Origin of the sequence: Prosthecobacter sp. (genome assembly GCF_044226605.1) — a bacterium.
Classification (GTDB): domain Bacteria; phylum Verrucomicrobiota; class Verrucomicrobiia; order Verrucomicrobiales; family Verrucomicrobiaceae; genus Prosthecobacter.
Genome location: NZ_JBGAGS010000004.1, coordinates 202,358 through 219,403, shown reverse-complemented (window position 1 = coordinate 219,403; position 17,046 = coordinate 202,358). Strand labels below are relative to the sequence as shown.

13 protein-coding genes are annotated in these 17,046 nt (G+C 58.8%); 4 read left to right on the top strand and 9 right to left on the bottom strand.

Translation table 11 applies throughout. The features are described from left to right. Positions 1-5 precede the first annotated feature (5 nt). The 3 genes from ACILSO_RS06940 to ACILSO_RS06930 all read left to right on the top strand — a co-directional run bounded on the left by ACILSO_RS06940 (position 6) and on the right by ACILSO_RS06930 (position 4,719). Entirely contained in the window at positions 6-2,114 is a 2,109-nt protein-coding gene (locus tag ACILSO_RS06940) for a c-type cytochrome (protein ID WP_395736651.1), read from the top strand. A 92-nt stretch (positions 2,115-2,206) separates the two neighbouring features. Next, positions 2,207-3,688, top strand: coding sequence for a hypothetical protein (locus ACILSO_RS06935; protein ID WP_395736650.1), 1,482 nt, complete (start codon positions 2,207-2,209; stop codon positions 3,686-3,688). Positions 3,689-3,843: 155 nt separating this feature from the next. Then, the gene (locus ACILSO_RS06930; protein ID WP_395736649.1) at positions 3,844-4,719 is read left to right on the top strand and encodes a DUF4159 domain-containing protein; all 876 of its coding nucleotides are present in this window, start codon (positions 3,844-3,846) and stop codon (positions 4,717-4,719) included. A gap of 204 nt (positions 4,720-4,923) precedes the next feature. Here the strand turns inward: ACILSO_RS06930 and ACILSO_RS06925 are convergent, their stop codons facing one another. The 9 genes from ACILSO_RS06925 to ACILSO_RS06885 form a co-directional block, all read right to left on the bottom strand. Beyond that, the gene (locus ACILSO_RS06925) at positions 4,924-7,014 is read right to left on the bottom strand and encodes a M56 family metallopeptidase (RefSeq protein WP_395736648.1); all 2,091 of its coding nucleotides are present in this window, start codon (positions 7,012-7,014) and stop codon (positions 4,924-4,926) included. A 329-nt stretch (positions 7,015-7,343) separates the two neighbouring features. Then, positions 7,344-7,739: a BlaI/MecI/CopY family transcriptional regulator gene (locus ACILSO_RS06920; RefSeq protein ID WP_395736647.1), complete on the bottom strand. Its 396-nt coding sequence runs from the start codon at positions 7,737-7,739 to the stop codon at positions 7,344-7,346. A 134-nt stretch (positions 7,740-7,873) separates the two neighbouring features. Beyond that, complete coding sequence (locus tag ACILSO_RS06915) at positions 7,874-10,114, bottom strand: P-loop NTPase fold protein (RefSeq protein ID WP_395736646.1); 2,241 nt, start codon at positions 10,112-10,114, stop codon at positions 7,874-7,876. A 38-nt stretch (positions 10,115-10,152) separates the two neighbouring features. After that, a complete protein-coding gene (locus ACILSO_RS06910; protein ID WP_395736645.1) occupies positions 10,153-11,322 on the bottom strand; it encodes a class I SAM-dependent rRNA methyltransferase in 1,170 nt (389 codons plus the stop codon). Positions 11,323-11,804: 482 nt separating this feature from the next. Next, positions 11,805-12,791 carry a zinc-binding alcohol dehydrogenase family protein gene (locus tag ACILSO_RS06905; protein WP_395736644.1) on the bottom strand — a complete coding sequence of 329 codons (987 nt, stop codon included), beginning with the start codon at positions 12,789-12,791 and terminating at the stop codon, positions 11,805-11,807. A gap of 263 nt (positions 12,792-13,054) precedes the next feature. Beyond that, a complete protein-coding gene (locus ACILSO_RS06900) occupies positions 13,055-13,756 on the bottom strand; it encodes a murein L,D-transpeptidase family protein (RefSeq protein ID WP_395736643.1) in 702 nt (233 codons plus the stop codon). Between the two features lie 208 nt (positions 13,757-13,964). Further along, the gene (locus ACILSO_RS06895; protein WP_395736642.1) at positions 13,965-14,102 is read right to left on the bottom strand and encodes a hypothetical protein; all 138 of its coding nucleotides are present in this window, start codon (positions 14,100-14,102) and stop codon (positions 13,965-13,967) included. A gap of 7 nt (positions 14,103-14,109) precedes the next feature. Next, positions 14,110-15,210 (bottom strand): polymer-forming cytoskeletal protein, encoded by a 1,101-nt coding sequence (locus ACILSO_RS06890; RefSeq protein ID WP_395736641.1) that lies wholly within the window; start codon positions 15,208-15,210, stop codon positions 14,110-14,112. A gap of 12 nt (positions 15,211-15,222) precedes the next feature. Continuing rightward, positions 15,223-15,585: a polymer-forming cytoskeletal protein gene (locus ACILSO_RS06885; protein WP_395736640.1), complete on the bottom strand. Its 363-nt coding sequence runs from the start codon at positions 15,583-15,585 to the stop codon at positions 15,223-15,225. Positions 15,586-15,865: 280 nt separating this feature from the next. Between ACILSO_RS06885 and ACILSO_RS06880 the strand changes: the two genes are divergently transcribed. Then, on the top strand, positions 15,866-17,011 hold the full coding sequence (locus tag ACILSO_RS06880; RefSeq protein WP_395736639.1) for a beta-ketoacyl synthase N-terminal-like domain-containing protein: 1,146 nt from the start codon (positions 15,866-15,868) through the stop codon (positions 17,009-17,011). The last annotated feature ends 35 nt before the right edge of the window (positions 17,012-17,046 follow it).

The window sequence follows — 17,046 nt, the reverse complement described above, 5'->3', positions numbered from 1 at the left end:
GCAAAATGAATACCTCAAAACTCTGGACCCTTTTTGCGGCCTCTGCGTTTTTTTGCGGCCACCTTCGGGCCCACCCTCTCCAGGCTGAGCCCATCAACCACGCTTTCGTCCCCACCTTCGACCAGTTCAACATTCCTCAGGATCCGGACGAATCTCTGGTCAATGGTGGACTGCTCCTCCTGGCTGAGCTTAACTGCACCACCTGCCACACGGTCCCAAAGTCCTGGGAGCAGCGCCTCAAGCCCAAGCCCGGCCCCGATCTCAGCGGCGTCGGTTCGCGTCTCGATTCCGACACTCTCTGGCTCATGATCCGCAGCCCCCAGAGCCGCAAGAAAGGCACGCAGATGCCAGGCTTGTTTGCTGGCGCGGAAGGCGACGATGAAAAAGTAGAAGCCCTCGTCGAGTACCTCAGCGCCATGGAGTGGGACGCGCCGCAAGTCCCCGCTGGCGATGTGGAGCGTGGCAAAGAACTCTACCACAAAGTCGGCTGCGTTGCCTGTCACGAGCCCGCCAAAGACGTGCGCCCGCCCAAGGTCGCAGCCGATGCCGAAGTCGAAAAGCCCGGCGATGCCTCCGTGCCCATTGCACTCGCAGATGCCTATTCCTTCACCGCGCTCTCTCATTTCCTGAAAAACCCTCTCGCCATGCGCCCCGCCGGCCGCATGCCTGACCTGCGCCTAACCGCGCAGGAATCCTCAGACATTGCCGCCTACCTCCACACCGGCCGCGTCGCCGAAAAAGCGACCGCTCGCGCCGCCCTCAAGCTCCCCAAACAATCCGCTGAAAAAGGCCGCGAAATCTTCGAGCAGATGAACTGCATCGCCTGCCACAAATCAGGCCCTCAGAGTATTGTAGTACCGGCTTTTGCCGGCTCCGGCAAAACAAAGCCCCTCAAATCCCTCTCACCCACCAAAGGCTGCCTCGCCGAAAAACAGCCCAGCGGCACCCCTCGCTTCGATCTCAACGACCTCCAAAAACGCGCCCTCACCCTCGCTCTCGCGCTAATCCAAAAAGAAGACGCCCCCAAACTCACCGCCCAGGAAAGCGTGGACTGGCAGATGACCCGCCTCAACTGCTACGCCTGCCATGACCGTGATGGCAAAGGTGGTCCAGATCCTGCCCGCCTGCAGTATTTCGGCGTGAATGATCCCGGCGCCGAATCTCTCGGCCAGCTCGCCAACATACCGCCGGCTCTCGACAAAGTCGGCCGCAAGCTCACCCACGGCTGGTTCGAAAAAATCCTCTGGGGCCTGGACGGCAGCGTGCGACCTTACATGGACACCCACATGCCCAGCTTCGGTCGCGAACAAACCGAGATGCTCATCACCTGGCTCAATGAAGCAGACGCCTTGGAAAAGCCCTTCAAGATCGACGTCACCGGCCTCGCCAAACACCACCGCGCCGAACTCGGCCGCCAGCTTCTCGGTGCCAAAGGCCTCGCCTGCGTCGCCTGCCACGGCCTCAAAGATCGCAAGTCCCTCGGCCCTCCCGTCATCCGCCTCACCCACACCACCGAGCGCCTCCAGCCCGAGTACTTCAAAGAACTTCTCCTCAATCCGCAGGTCACCCAGCCCGGCACCGTCATGCCCCCCATGTTTGTGGGTCGCAAATCCGCCGACAAAGACATCGAAAGCATCTGGACCTACCTCCGCGAAGTCGAAGGCCAGCCACTCCCCGAAGGCCTCATGTCCTCCGAAGACTTCGAGCTGAAACCCGATGTGCAAAAGCGCGTCATCATCTTCCGCAGCTTCATCGAAGGCGTCGGCACCCACGCCATCGGAGTCGGTTTTCCCGGCGGACTCAATGCGGCCTTCGATGCCAAAACCAGCCGCTGGACCCTCCTCTGGAAAGGCCGTTTCCTCGATGCCATGAGCAACTGGCAGGACCGCTCCATGCCCCCCATCAAGCCCCTCGGCACCGACCTCAAACCTCTGCCTCCATCCACCACCGAGCGCACCTATCTCGGCTACACCCTCGCCAAAGACGGCACCCCCACCTTCAAATACCTCGAAAACGGCCAGCAAGTCGAAGACACCCTCCGCCCCGTCAAAGGCGGCTTTGAGCAAATCATCACCATCAACGGCAAGCAAACAAAGGAGACCCTGTCATGGTAGTCGCGAAGCGTCTTGGAGTGCGGTGGCAGAGAGGCAAGCGCAGTCTTGCCTCGGCGACACCGCTTTGGTCTGTCACCCGCTTAGCTCGCCGAATGTCCGAGCGTCTGGCGTCCTATCGCAAAGCAGCATCCTATGCCGCTGCCTTGCTCCTCCTCGCCACCACGGCTCACGCCCAGGACCAGTCGGCCTACTACCGCATCGAAACCTACGAGTCCCCCAAAGGCGTCAACTTCGAAGCCAGCGGCATCGCCGTCCTCCCCGATGGCAAGCTGGCCGTCGGTCTCCGCAAAGGCGAAGTCTGGATCGCCTACAATCCCACCGACCCCGCCAAGCCCGACTTCCGCCTTTTCGCCTCCGGCCTCCACGAAATCCTCGGCCTCGCCTGGCATGATGGAGCACTTTATACCACCCAGCGTTCCGAAGTCACCAAGCTCCGCGACACCGACGGCGACGGCAAAGCCGACGAGTATCTCTGCGCCTCCACCGGCTGGGGCGTCTCCGGTGCCTACCACGAATACGCCTACGGTCCCGTCTTCGACAAAGAAGGCAATCTCTACACCTCCCTCAATTCCAGCATGGGCAAAGCCTGGAAAGGCGCGGGCGATGAAGAAAAGCATCCCCTCTGGCGCGGCTGGGTCGTCCGCATGACCACCGCCGGCAAACTCGAACCCTGGTGCGCCGGATTCCGCAGCCCCTGCGGCATCGGCGAAAACGCCGAGGGCGACATCTTCATCACCGATCAGCAGGGCAACTGGATCCCCACCACCCCGCTCTTCCACGCCCGCAAAGGCGCTTACTTCTCCCACGCCGAATCCATCCCCGACGCCCAGCGCCCCGAGTCTCCCGTCAAAATCGCCACCAAGCAGCCCGACGGCATCACCGTCGCCGAAGCCATGAAGACCGTGCAGGGCTACACCCCTGCCGCCGTCTGGCTCCCCTACGTCAAGATGGGCCAAAGCGGCACCGGCATCGCCTGCGATCTCAGCCCCGGCAAATTCGGCCCCTTTGAAAAGCAGATGTTCCTCGGCGAATTCGTCCTCTCCGGCGTGAACCGCGTCTTCCTCGAAAAAGTCGGCGGCGAATACCAAGGCGCCTGCTTTCCATTTATTGACGGCCTCCAATGCGCCGCCCTCGCCCTCAATTTCCTCCGCGACGGCTCCCTCATCGTCGGTCAGTCCAATCGCGGCTGGAACAGCAAAGGCAATCGCCCCTTCGGCCTCCAGCGCATCGTCTGGACCAAGAAGACCCCGCTCGAAGTCCGCAAAATGGAGCTCACCAAATCCGGCTTCCGTTTCACCTTCACCCTCCCAGTCGATAAAGCCAGCCTAGGAGACCTCACCGGCAAAAGCTACACCTACCCCTTCCAAAGCAAATACGGCGGCGAAGAGCTCGACACCCAGCCCCTCACTATCCAAAGCGCCACTCTCAGCCCCGACTTCCTCACCCTCGAAGTCAAATGCACCGAACTCCGCCCCGGCTATGTCCACGAGTTCGAACTCCCCCAGCTCAAATCCACCGACGGCACCCCACTCTGGCACCGCATGGCCTACTACACCGTCAACAAGCTAAAGTAGTACAGAGCTTTAGCTCGCCCCGGAAAAGTACTCGTGAGCTTTAGCTCACTCTGGAAAGCACGTCACCCACCCCAGAGCGAGCTAAAGCTCTGAACTGCTTTCTCCCCAAAAAAAGAGATCGCCTTGCCCCCATTCCCTCGGGTAAAACGCATGCCATGAATCTCTTAAAACGCATGCTGACCTGCCTAGCGTTATTTCTCGGCACACCGCTCCTCTCCGAGGAAGCGCCACCCCTCATCCCCATGTTTTACCATGGCAGAGAAGTCCACTTTCCAGAAGACCCGCGGCAGTTCAAAGGCTGGCGCCACTTCGGCCAAAACACTCCCTTGTGGCAAGTCTCCGCCGAGCTCCCCAAAGACGTCTTCACCTTCACCCGCCTCCGCTATCCCACTCGACGCGGCGGCCGCTGGACCGCCGACTATCCGGAAGCCGATCTCAATTTCTCCTTCCGCCTCCACCAGCTCACCTCCGTCCAGGTCAACCCCTGTCCCACCATCATCGACATCGAGGAAAAGCAGCTCCGCGGCCACCCCTTCCTCTACGTCTCCGAGCCCGGCCACATGGACATCACCACCGAGCAGGCCCGCCTCCTCCGCGACTACATGCTCAATGGCGGCTTCATCCTCATGGACGACTTCTGGGGCGGCGACGAGTGGAAAGGCTTCGCCCCCTCATTCAAAAAAATCTGGCCCGACCGCAACTACGTCGAGCTAAAACCCGACCACCCCATTTTCCACAGCGTTTTCAATCTCACCTCACCACCCCAGATCCACAGCAACGTCTATTGGCAGGAGATGAACCAGCATGGCAAAACCAACATGCACAATGAGATCCGCCCCGACTCCGCTACCCCGCGTTTTCGTGCCGTCTTCGACGACCGCGGCCGCATGGTCATGCTCATCTGCCTCAACAACGACCTCGGCGACGGCTGGGAGCAGGAGCAAAGCGACCCCTGGTACTTCACCCACGTCTCCGAAAAACACGCCTACCCCCTCGGCATCAATATCGTCTTCTACGCCCTCACGCATTAGGAGCGCGAAGCAACGACATCCGGAAAGTACGACAGACACTCTTGTCTGTCGGTCAGCGTTCTCGCCACCCACCAGGCGCTCCCGCTAGGCCCGCACCCACCCTGGGAGCGCGGCACTCCGATGCCGCCCCCGCTCCGCAAACCCTCACCACCCCGCGCTAGCCATCCCATCCAGTATCCAGCATCGAGGATAGGATCTAGCCCTTCACTTCTCCGGCACCGTCACCACATCCCCCGCCTCCAGCACCTTCGCATTGCCGTTGGGAAGATCCAGCACCGTGGCTTGCGCAGCATGTTTCGGTCCGCGCCTCAGCTCCACCTTCGTCGCATCCGCCCGCTCGCTTAGCCCCTGAGCCTCTTTCACCAGATCCCCCACCGTCATCCCTGGTTTGAAAGCGTACACCCCCTGGCGCTTCACCTGTCCCACCACCGTCACCGCGGCGTCCGCCACCCGCACGTCGGCCGTGACGTTGGTCTTCGCCACCTCTTTCCCCGCCTCCACCACATCCGCCTCGATCACGAAAAACATCAGGTCCTTCGTCTTCGGCATCCGGCTCGTCAGCTGCGTCGCATCCGGGCTCCCCAGCCCTCCAAACACCACGCTCTGCCCCGGCTTCATCACAAAGCTCGCCGTCGTTTTCATCGTGTAAAAAATCGGCTGCTGAATCTTGTTTTCAGACACCACCTTGCCCTCGTGCGTGATCGGTGCGCCATAGTCCATGAACCCCTCAAAGCTCGTCGCCTCAGGGGTTACCTCCAGAAAGAGGTTCCCGGCTTCCTCCAGCGTTGGCACCACCTCCATCTTCACCCCCACCTTCTTCATCTCAAACGCCGTCGGCGTCGTGGGAATCACCGGATCTTTCTGCGTCGCCTGCTTCGGCGGATCAAACTCCGTCGGATAGATAAACTCCCGCGCCACCTCCACCGTCGCCTTCGCACCGCTGCGCGTCGTCACCGAGGGCGCGCTCATCAACTCCACGCCCTTCTGCTCGCTCAGCTTGCGCAGCAGTTCCTTGGTTTGTTCCTCATTCAAAAGCCCCAGGCTCTGCAGCCCCGGCGGCTGCTTTTCATCCAGCACCAGCCCCGCCTCCGCCAGCACCGGCGAATCCTTCGGAATGCTCACAAACCGGCTCCTCACCAGGATCTGCCTCGGCACCTCGTTCGTCGCTGCCGCCCCCGCCGTCGTTTCCGTCTTCCGGCACGCACTCAGCCCCGCCAGCACAAACGCCACGCCCAGCATCGGCACCACCATCGTCACCTTTTGCATCAAAGAATAGCCGCATCGTCCGCGACCCGCCTGCACCAGATTCGTCAGCCTCAGCCGCATCGCCTTCGCATTTGCAGACACCGCCATCGCCATCGCCATGGCCAGCGCCAGCGGCATCCACGGCCGGGCCCGCGATGCGCCCTCGCCACCTCCCAGCCCCGCCACCGCCGCCAGCAGCTCCTCCGCGAAATCCTCCGCACTCTGTCCGCTACGCTCCAGCGCCACATCATCACACGCCTCCTCACGCGCCCTTCCACACGCCCGCAGCATCACCCACACCAGCGGATGAAACCACAGCAGCAGCGCCGCCACCGTCGTCATCAAAGTAATCAGCACATCCCCGCGCGCGATGTGCGCCAGCTCATGCCGCAGCACCAGCCTCAGCCGCGCCTCACTCCACTCCGCCGCCGCCTCCGGCAGCAGCACCGTCTTTTGAGAAATCCCCCACGTCATCGGCACCGCACACGCCCCGCTCATCCGCAGGCACCCCTCCGGCAGCCTCAGTCCCAAACCCTCCGCCTCCTCCTCAAAACAGCGCCGCAGCCTCGCATCCACCACCACTCGCGCTTCCACCCGCAGCCTCCGCAGCGCCAGTGCCGAGCATCCCAGCACCACCGCGCCTACACCCATCCCCGCCAGCCACAGCACCGACCACAGCGGAGAAACCGGCGACGCCTCAGCAGCCGCTCCCGCCGTCGCCACAGACACCGTCGAGGCAATCCTCGGCCGCACACAGCTGTAATCCAGATTCACCATCGTCATCAATCCGCCAGGCCCCATCGCCCCATCATTTCCCACTCCATCCTTCTCACCCCAGGACACCCGCCACACCGGCGCCACAAAACTGCACCCCATCACCACTGGAATCATGAGCAGTGCGCAAGCCATCACAAAATGCCGCCGCGCCGCCGCCATCCATCTCCCCCACACCATCACCACCCCTCCCGCCACCACCATGATGACCGTCACCTGCAGCCCCACATCCACCAGCCACCCCGGCGTAAAAGAATAGATCGATTCCAAGTTCATAGCATTCGTCTCCTCGTTCGTGTTTGTGTTCGTGGTTAAATCATCGCCTTCAAATCCAAAGCATCAGCCCCAAGCTCAACCGTCCCCCTTGGGACCGCGGCACTCCGATGCCGCACACGCTCCGCATCCACCGACCACTCCCCACATCCCCCAAGGCTCGCCCTCTCTCTCCGAGAGCGTCCCTTGGTCATAGCCCCATGCGTCAGCAGTGTGTAAATCATAAAATCAGTCCTTCATCTCTGCGGTCTTCTAATTTGCCTTCGGCTGCTTCCACTTCGTTCCAGAGCTGCGTTGTAAAACTCCGGCCCTTCATCCCAGCGCTCCCATCCTCATCCCTTCCTCCCGCCCTTCTCCTTCTTCGCCCTCTCCAAAAACCCCCTCAACTCCTCCACCTCCCCCTCGCTCAGCTTCGTCCCCGGAGCGCTCAGATACGCCGCCAGCGCCTGCGTCAGCGACCCCCCGAAGAACGTCCCGATCACCCGGCTCAGCGTGGACTTCCCCACCTCCTCCCGTGAGTGCACCGGCGCATAAATAAACTCCCGCCCCTCCTGCCGATGCTTCAGCTGTCCTTTCCCCTCCAGAATCGTCAGGATCGATCTCAGCGCCGCCCTCGTCGGCGCCTTCTCCATCCCCTCCAAAATCTGCGACAACGTCGCCTCCCCCTGCGCAAACACGAGGTCCATGATCTCCCGCTCACGGCGGCTCAAATGCGCTATTTTCTTCATGGGTTGAAATTTCAACCCATGTTGGCGCAGGTGTCAATATCAAAGATTGAATTTTCAATCTTCAAAAAAAATACCGCTCACTTCGAAGCTCTCTATTGCCTGAAGTAACCGGTAAGAATTTGAGGGCTGCTTATTTAAGCAAATTCCAAATCTTGATCGAAGCCGTCCGAATCCGGCTTTCCTTCAGACCGCCTTTTCACAGCAGCATGAAACGCTTTAACAGCTATTCTTTCTCTATCGGTTGCTTTTTTTAAGTCCACGTTATCTAGCTGCGATTTTAATGCCTCAACTTCAGTGAATTGTTCGATATCACTTAGGTTTACAAAATGTCGAACCGTCACTTTGGACCCGTGTGCGTGTGCTTCAATAAGTAAGACATTTGTTAGCCAAAGAGCCCCTTGGTGCTTTTGGATCTTTTGTTTGATCCATGACTTTGCTCCGGACGGATCCCAGTCTTTCCAACGCCAAAGCAAATAATCCGCTTGAGGATGTGTTATTATTTTCCCATTCGCGGCTATCTTGGCGATCTTCTGGACGCATATTTCACGCAATGTGCCGCAATCTTTCTCGCTGACTAGATAATCCTGACCTTGTTCGGCGTCTTTTTGTCGGCGGGTTTGAAGTGATGTTACAAGTGCCGGCAACAGTGATCCTGTTGACTCTTTAAAAGCGTTTATCAGAATTTTGAGACGCTCCTGCTCATTTTTCTCTCGAAGAAGACCAAAATGAATGATTCGCGCCGCCCTCATTTTCGCTTCCGTGTCAAACATACTTGGGCTTCTTGGAGGAAACGAATCGCTCAAATCTGAAAGTGCCTGAATCAAAGGTCTCATATTCTTTAAAGGAATTATTTCCTTGCAGGCATCCAAATGCTCGAAGGCGAGATGTATTAGTCCTCTGGACTGCAAAGTGCTAAAACGTTTGAAAAAATTTGAATGATCACTCGACTCGTCGATTAGTTGATCCAACTCAGTTTGAGCAAATTCGTCGTCGCTAACAGAAAGAGCAAAATACCGTTCAAACATATTTGGGTGGCACACCCTTGCATCTCGCAGCCAATCCTGGGAGTCTCTACCGCTCACCCCGTATTTGCCTGAATGAGTGCTGTTAGTTGGTGGGAAAAGGCCTGAGATGATGCGCCGGAGCGCCATTTGATTGTCTTCTGAACACAGTTGAACCAGTTCGTTGATGGAAGTTTCGATTTCCTCCTGTTTTATTTCTCCAAAAAGAGACTTTCCGGTGTCTCGTGTTAAGAGAGTTTTTAATGTGGAAATTCTTTCAAAAACTTTTGGTTCGAAGACTCTCAGAACTTCGAGTGTAATAAGATCGATAGGATTTACTTCGAAATGGCTAAGATGCTGAAATTGGCGCACATGAAAATCGAACGAAGATAAGAATCGGTACACGTGTCTAAGATTGCGAAAAAAGCCTTGTAGACCATCCAGGTAAATTCGTGACCATCGATCAGCATTCCAGCGCCTCAGGACGCCTGGCTTGGCCAGAATTTCATCGAGTTTTTCAAAGAGAATTTTTTGAATTGATGCTCTGGATGCCTTTGGAATGTGATAACCAACCTGAATAATTTTTTCTAAAAATTCAACTCCACGGCCACCCGATACAGCATCCAATGCGGTTGAAACTATACTTCTTTCGAACAGCATCAGGTATATAATTTGGGGAAAGTCTGCATTGACTTTGACGAGTTGAAATACGTCGAGTATTTCACGGGTCGTCAGGCGGTCGATGTCATCAATTACGACAAGCAACGGACGTTGCATTTTCCGCAATGATGCATCCAGTGACTTCTTCAATTCGAAGAGGGATGAGTCGTCCGCTTTATCGAGTTCATCTAATGTCTCTGCGCCTGATTTTGTTACTTCAGCTGCATGATTTAGCGCTTCGGCTGCTGCTGCCGAATTAATTGCTGCCTCGGGCTCCCCAAGAGCTGCAAAAAGAGGGCTAAACATACGTCCCATGACGCTTCCAAAGGCGAGTCGTTTAGAATACCTCGATAGACGCTCTCTCACTTCAGTCGTTTTTTGTTCGCCCGAAACTGCTTTGGACGCCAATGTGATTTTGAGTTCATTGAGAAAAAATTCTGTGGTTCCGCCGGTGCCTGATAGTTGCCATGGATTAAATTCCAAAATCGGTATTTTACTCCGCCGCTTTTTCAGTGATGCGAGAACAAGATTTTTTAGAGATGTTTTGCCAACTCCCCAATCACCGTAGAGACCAATAACTAAAGAGCTATCACCATCCCAAGCTGCAATGTCATTTGCTAGACGTGTTGCAAATGAGCTTCGTCCTAGCCTGTCTTCGGGCAATCGGGAAATCGGTTTGTCCGATGAATATCGAGGCTGCTTTTTTTGACTCATGGCGAAGCCCTGTTGGATTCACTCGTTTACACCTCAGCTCACCAGCTCGCCACCACCTCATACGCATACCCTCGCAAATACTCCGTCTCCGGAATCGTTGCCAGAATCGGATGATCCGGCCGCTGCGTGTACGTCGTCACCCGCCGCAGCGTCTTCTTCGCATCCACCGCCGCATCCGTGATGCTGCTGTGAAACTCGCTCGCGCTCACATGGTGCGAGCACGTGAACGTCGCAAAGATCCCCCCCGTCTCCAGCATCTTCATCGCCCGCAGGTGGATCTCCTTGTACCCCCGCAGCGCATCCTTCACTGAACTCTTCGTCTTCGTGAACGATGGTGGATCCAGGATGATCAGGTCATACTTCGCCCCCGCCGCCTCGCTCCGCTTCAGGAAATCAAAGCAGTTCTCCGCGATGCACTCGATCTTCGCCCCAGCGATCCCCGCATTCTTCCGCGCCACCTCCGTCGCCGGCTCGCTGATGTCCACCGCCGTCACCTCGCTCGCACCCGCCAGCGCACAGGCCTGCGCAAACCCGCCCTGATTCGAAAAACAGTCCAGCACCCGCCGACCCTTCGCCAGCCGCGCCACCTGCTGATAATTGTCCAGCTGATCCAGATACAGCCCCGTCTTCTGCCCCTCGATCAGGTCCGCATGAAACGCGCTGCCCTGATACCGCACCACAAACGGCTCTGGCGTCTCCCCGCTGATCACTCCTTTCATGAGTTCCATCCCCTCCGCCTTGCGCACCGCCACCTCATTGCGCTCCACAATGCCCCGCGGCTTCAGCACCTCATTCAGCGCCTGCACGATCAGCTCCTTCCGCTGCTCCATCGCCAGCGTCAGCGTCTGCAGCACCAGAAAGTCCCCATAGCGATCCACGATCACCCCCGGCAGCCCATCCGACTCACTCCACACCACGCGGCACAGCGTCAGATCCACCCCCGACTCCTCACGCACCTTCAGCGCCCGCTGAATCCTTCGCGTGAAAAAGTCCAAATCCAAGTCCTGCCGCCGATACGAAAACAGCCGCGCCGAAATCTGCGACTGCGGATTATAAATCGCACTCCCCAGCGGCTTCCCCCTCACATCCTGCAAATGCACCACATCCCCCGGCTTCGGATCCCCAAACCGCTTCTGAATCTCCGTCGCATAAACCCAAAGATGACCATGAAAAAGACGTGCACGCGGCTGAACAGTAAGAGTAGGCATGATTGAAGGGCAGGGGAGTGATGGGTTGGTAAACAGTAGTGGGCGAGATGGTAGAGCAGACCTGGCAAATGACGAATGCCGAATTCAGAATGCCGAATGAATGACCAAGCTCAAATGAGTTGTGCGGAGCTTCCGAAACTCGGCCTCGAGTCCAAAACTCTTAGTATTGTAGTAACGGCTTTAGCCGGTCCGGAAGAGCCCTCATCCCACCCATCTCCTCCGCCATCCAACATCGTCCTCGTCCTCCTACTCGAACTCGTCCTCGATCACATCCCTCCGCAAACACCCTCCTTCCCGAATTCTCCATCGGGTCGGCTCGCACCTCCTGCATCACTCAAAATCCAGTCAATCCGCCGTCAAAAAAACAACGCCACCTTTCGCCCACCCTCATCTTCACCATTCAAAACCTCCCTTTTTCCGCGTCTTCCGCGTGTTCCGTAGGCCATCCATTCCGGCTCTCAATGCCATATCGTCATTCGTCATTAGATCCCCACCACCGCCTTGATCACCCTCGACTCCGGCAGCAGCCATCCTTCCATCTCCCCCGGCAGCTCCTCAAACGCACACCGGTGACTGATCCACGGCCTCGTATCAATCTGCCCGCTCTGAATCATCCCCAAAATCCTCGGAAAATCTGACGCCACCGCATTCCGGCTCGCCAGCAGCGTCAGCTCCCTCCGGTGAAACAGCGGATCATCAATCCCCACCGGCTCCTTCGTGATCCCCACATACACGATCCTCCCCGTGAATCGCGCAAACCGCAGCGCCCCGCTCATCGATCCCGCGTGTCCCGTCGCATCAAACACCACCTGAAACGCCGCCTCATCAGGCGCCGTCGCCACCACCTGCACTCCCGGATAATTCTGCTCCACAAAAAGCCGCCGCGCCGGATTCAGCTCCAGCACCGTGATCGCCCCCTCCGCCGCCCGCGCAAACTCCAGCACCGTCAGCCCGATCGGCCCCGCGCCAACAATCAAAACCTCATCGCCCGGCGCCACCTGCGCCCGGTTCACCGCATGGCACCCGATCGCCAGCGTCTCCACCAGCGCCAGCTGTTCAAACCCCAGCGCATTGCACACATGCAGCTTGTGCGCCGGCAGCACCATCCGCTCCCGCATTCCCCCATCACAGTGCACCCCCAGCACCTGCAACGTCTCACAGCAGTTCGTGCTCCCACGTTTGCACGAGTGGCACGTCCCACAGTTCAAGTACGGCTCCACCGAGCATCGATCCCCCACAGCGACATTCGTCACCCCATCCCCCATCGCCAGCACTTCCACCCCCAGCTCATGCCCCAGGATCCGCGGAAACTCAATGAACGGCATCTTCCCCAGATACCCGCTGAAATCCGTCCCACAAATCCCAATCGCCCTGATCCCCACCAACACCTCACCCACCCCCGGCCCCTCCGCCTCCGGCAGAGTCGTCCATTCAAAAGTCCTGGCAGCAGTAAGAGTCAGCGCACGCATAACTCGAAGGATAGGCGTCCCGCCTGTCCGGTCTATCCCATAATTCTCCCCCCAACAAACAATCCACCCACCCCATAGTGGTCCGCACAGTCCTCTGTGCGGCTCGCACGTCCCTCAACCTCCCTCTCCCCCCGCGCCCCCGCATCAAACAGTCCCCTCTCAGAACCTCCGGGAAATTTTTCTACCCCTAATTTTTCTACCTTCACTCCCCTTCGACATTTTCCCTTTTTTCCCTCTTTCGGCCAACTCTTCCGGCCCCGTCCTCATCTCACCACATACTTACCATCCACCACCTTCACTCCCGGAACCCTCCGCTCTTTCTCAAACACCTCATACGCCGGTACCAGTCCTTGCCAAAAATGAAGATGTGCCGCCTCCGCCTCCTTCATCCTCTCCTCCGTCATCCGAAACGGAAAACAATGCACCGGCACACTCCCACCTTTCTTCACCGCCGCCTCCACCACCAGATAGATCTCCTCGATCACCGCATCTGTCATCGCAAAGCACCCCACGCTGCAGATGTCCCCATGCACCATGATCAGGCTCCCCGTCCGCTTCTGCGCCAGATCATACGCATTCGGATACCCCACATTAAAGGCCAGATGATACCGGCTCGCCGGATTCATCTGCTTCAGGGACACCTGGTAAAAACCCTCCGGTGCCTGCATGTCTCCCTCCCTTGTCTTCGGCCCCAGCTTCCCTGAAAAACACGCGATCGGATAACGCCGAAACAGCCGCCACTCCGACTTCTCCGCCTGCAGCCACAGCTCCAGTTCACGGCTCTCCTTGAAAATGCGCACAAACACTGGCTGCCCCAGCTTGCACTGCGTGGACGCCAGCTCCTCGTTCAGCCGAGGCAGCAGCCGCTTCCGCACATCACTCACCCGCTGCTCTCCGCTCAGGCTCTGCCACTTCCTCGCATCCGGCGGTGCAGGGTAGGGCAGGGGCATTTCTTGGTGAGTCATGATCTGCATGGCCGGTCGGATCCAAGCTTCCGCCTTCTCCATCAGCGACAGCGCGTCCGCCGCGTCGGCCTTCTCAGCAGCACGCGGTGCGGCCTTCGGCTCGCCTGTCGGTTCTCGGGATGCACCTGCTGAAGGAGGTTTGGAGGTGGATGTTGAAGGTGATGTCGGAGTAGAAATAGAAGCCGAACGTGAACCCGAAGCCGAACGCTCATGAGCCGCCGCAGGCCTCGTCGAAACCAGCTTGTCGAAAAAAGCAGTCTTCAACAAATAGCCGTATAAAACAAGCGATGCCGTCGCCAAAGCCGCTGCCACGAATTTCATGACGCGCACCTGGTTCATGCTTCATCCTTTCTTCAGGCCACAGGCGCAGGAGCCATCGAAGGCGGGGGTTGCTTTCCACGCACAATGTTCATCGCCCCGTTCAGTTCACCTCCGGGCTCGATCGACACCGATCGTGCCGTCACATCGCCGTTCACAGAACCGCTGCTGCCAATAAGCACCGGGCCGCTGCTGTAAATCGTTCCCGTCACACGCGCCTGGATCTCCACCTCATTCGCATGCACCGTGTTCAGAAAGGCCACATCCGCACCCTTCTCCACCACAAAGCGGTGGCAGCGGATTTCTCCAATGATGCTTCCCGTCGTCCGGAAAGTCGCGTCACCGGAGCACGTTACATTCGCTTCAATGATCCCTTGGCAGGCCAGGTCACGGCACTGCACGCTGCTGGCCGAAAGACGTCCGCGCTTGCGGATCAGCACGTCTCCACGTGTCTTGACCGCCTGCGTGGAGGTCATGTTGATCTCCACATCCTCCAGCGAAATATACGCACCGCAGGCCGGACAGTTGGCAGACTTCGCAGAGCGCCCGGTCTTGAACTTGTGGCCGCAGTCAAAGCACTCCGCGTCCTTGAAATACTGGTTCCGGTACATGCCCTGCTCCTTCATCTTCTGCAGCGAAGTGGCCGTTTGCGGCGCAGGTGCAGGCGTAGGGGGAGGGGAGTTGGACTGCGGCCGCCGCATGCTCGCAGCGTTGTTCTCCTGCATCGCAGGCTCCGTCGCGGGTGCCACAGCCGCCACAGGTGCAGGTGCCGGCTTGGTCGCGGGCGGTGCCGCATCCGGAGGTGGCGGCAGGTTTTGACTTTGCAGAAAGGCGCCAAATCCATCCGCCGCAGTCGGTGGCGGAGCAGGAGTCGGTTTGCTCTCGGGCGCGGGTTCCGCAGCCGGTTGCTTCACCGGTTCTGCAGCCTTGGCCGCAGGCGGGCTTGCCGGAGGTTGTTCTTTCGCCCAGTCATCGCCCATGCCCGCCCCCGAACGTGTCACCGCCGAGGCGATCACCCGGCGTTTCTCCAGCGGCTCATACTGAGCCGCGCCACAAGAAGGGCACACCACTTCGATTTGATTCTTAGGTGGTGTGGGAAGGATGCTGGTCTTCGCGCCGAAGAGCCGCCTGAACACTCAGGTGATAAGTTAAGGTTGTTTTGGACCGCCAAACGCTGGCTTGGAGTCAGACTTTTTACCGACCTGGGACTGACCCATGAAGGTAGCGCCTTCTTCGATGGCAAGGGTGCCTGCGGCAATGTCGCCCACGAGGATCGCGTTGCTCTTCAGCTCGCAGCGTTCCTGGACGGTGATGTTGCCTTCGACTTTGCCGAAAATGATGACGGAACGGGTTTTCACTTCACCCTTGATCAGAGCGTTCTCACCCACCGTCAGGCTGCCGTCCGAAATGACTTCGCCTTCAATCTTGCCGTCGATGATAAGGTCGTGCGAGAACTTGATGGAGCCTTTGATTTCGACGTCGTTGGCGAGAACGTTTTTACTGGTGGTCATGACGGGAGCTTGATGTGAGCGTTGGGGTTGTGCAGCGGGAGCGGATGCGGTGGAGAGAATTGGGGCGCGCTCGGCCGCGGGAGCCGGTGCGTGAACCTCGGAACGCCTGTCTTCCTTTTGCCCTTCGGGTTGTCCAATGATTTGCCTTAACATGAGATTTAAAATATAGCTGTCTATTAACTTGAGTGTCAATCTTTCGGTTGCTTATTTTTTGTCAGTTTGGTGTGAGTGATTTTTGGCGAGGAGGTTGCGTTGGGTGGGTTTTGCGGCTGTATCAGTCATGATGGAATCTGTGTTCATCACAGCCGTGGAGACGGCCTGTGTTCTTGGCTTGCGGGTGGAGGACTGCCTCACCGCGCTGCGCGCCCGGCGTGGCGGGCTGGCCCTGCCCGGCCCCCTCCTGGGTGCCTCCTTCGCCTCGCTTCCTGTGGGCGCGTTTCCATCACGTGAACCGCTGAAAGGCCGCCGCTATGGCGCTGCCAGCAATGCAGCCCTGCAGGCAGCCGTATCCGCCGTCCGTCGCGCTGGCTGGAGCCCGCAGGAAGTGCGCGGCTGCTGGCTTTATGGTGCCAGCAGTCGTGGAAATGCGGCTGAAATACTGGGGGAAAATGCATGGCGTCGACCCCTGCGCAAGTTCAGTGCCAGCAACACCATGCATTGCGAAATACCTGCCGCTGTCAGCATCGAACTCGGCATCCGTGGCCCCTGGCAGATGATCTCCAACGGCTGCTCCTCCGGTCTCGATGCCCTCGGCCTCGCCTGGATGTCCGTTGCCAGCGGCGCCGCCCCCCGCGCCCTCGTCGTGGCCGTCGATCTCCCTCTCATCGACGCCCTTCTTCAAGATTTCCAGGAAACCGGCCTCCTTTCCACTAACAACGTCAACGATCCCTTCTCTCCGCGCACCAGCGGCTTCTTCCCCGGCGAAGCAGCCGTCGCCCTGACCTTGGAACGCGACAAATCAGGCCTCTGCCGCCTCGAACACTATTCCGCCAACAGCGACGCCTACGACACCCTCATGATCCCCGCCGACGGCGGCGGCATCGAATCCTGCGTCCGCACCTCCATTGATGCGGGCGATCCCGCCAGAGTCGTCGCCCTCTGCCCCCACGCCACCGGCACCCTCAACCACGCCCGTGTTGAGCCACCCGCCCTCCTCCGTGCCCTCGATGGCCGCCACGTCCCCCTCCTGCCTCTCAAGCCCCACACTGGCCACACTCTCGGCGCCAGCGGCCTCCTCGACGTCGCCCTGCTCGCCCCCCTGATGGCCGAACACTGCCTCCCCGACACCCTCCCAGGCCTCACCCCGCCTGCCTGCGGCCTGCCCCTGAACAACGCCCCCCTTCAACTCAGTCCAGGAGACCGCATCATCAAGCTCGCCTCCGGCATGGGCGGCCACAACGCCGCCGTCTCTCTCTCCGTCGTTTGATTTCCGTGCTTGGCACCGGCGGCGGATTCGCGAAT